Source organism: Ruegeria sp. BHSA118 (assembly GCF_059613405.1).
The window spans coordinates 1-1,099 of record NZ_JBXWSM010000170.1 but is presented as its reverse complement, the minus strand read 5'-3'; the positions used below and the strand labels follow the sequence as shown (position 1 = coordinate 1,099).

Annotated in this window: 2 protein-coding genes; both read left to right on the top strand. The window is 57.5% G+C overall.

Annotation, left to right across the window (positions count from 1 at the left end; all coding sequences use genetic code 11):
• Nucleotides 1-361, top strand: a 361-nt coding sequence (locus AC2FNN_RS21705; RefSeq protein WP_496760607.1) for an Hsp70 family protein, incomplete at its 5' end; no start/stop codon positions are given.
• A 180-nt stretch (nucleotides 362-541) separates the two neighbouring features.
• Nucleotides 542-1,099, top strand: a 558-nt coding sequence (locus AC2FNN_RS21700) for an FkbM family methyltransferase (protein ID WP_496760606.1), incomplete at its 3' end; no start/stop codon positions are given.

Below are 1,099 nucleotides of genomic sequence, written 5' to 3'. Positions count from 1 at the left end.
GAACGCGGAAGCCGACAAGGAACGCCGCGAGCTGATCGAGGCGAAGAACCAGGCGGAAAGCCTTATCCATTCGACCGAAAAGTCGATGGAAGAGCATTCCGACAAGGTCGACCCGACCACGATCGAAGCCATCGAGTTGGCGATCGCCGCGCTGAAGGACGAGCTGGAAACCGAAAATGCCGACAAGATCAAGTCTGGCATCCAGAACGTCACCGAAGCTGCCATGAAGCTGGGCGAAGCCATCTATAAGGCGCAAGCCGAAGAAGGCGAAGAGGAACCTGCTGCCGCAGACGCTGCACCAGGCGACGATGACATCGTCGACGCCGAGTTCGAAGACCTCGACGACGACAAGCGCGCCTAACGCGTTACTCGGTTCCGGCAGGCCTCGTTCAGGCCTGCCGGAACGGTCTTCACCATGCAGCACGCGTCTCCGAAACCTCCATTTGGCACTTACGCTCTTTCACATCGGATGGAAATCTTGCGCCGGTGGTCTGAGGTGATGCCACGTCAATGGATGTCGTCCGGAATTCGCAGGATAGTAATGGCCTCTCAGCAAGAGCCTTACGATGTTGAGGTGTTCGGCGGGCAGAAATGCCGATTGTACCCATCGGACAACTGGGTCGAACGTCGCGTCATAACAGGCTCGCAGTTCTTTGATCTGGATGAGCGTCAATCGCTGGCCAACCATATGTCGCAGGGCTCTGGCGATTATGCCTTTGTCGACGCCGGTGCGAGTGCCGGGCTGTACACCCTGTGGGTCAGATCAGTTGCGCAGAAGTTGGTACGCAACCTCAAAGCCTTGGTTGTTGAACCGGATCCGACCAACAAGGCTCGCCTCGGTACCAAACTGGCTGCCAATCAAGCCAGTGAGGTCGTCCATTGCGACAAGGCCCTGTCTGACGAACCGGGTAAGGTGTGGTTCGAATCCGCGAACCTTGGCGACCGGGGTCATGCCAGAGTTGTCAGGTCGGGCGATCTGTGCGTTCGGGCGATTCCGTTGTTGGACGCGATACGCGATGCCGGGCTGACCAAGGTTGATGCCATCAAAATGGATTTCGAAGGCCAGGAAACCCTCGTATTGCGCGCTTTTTTCGAAGAC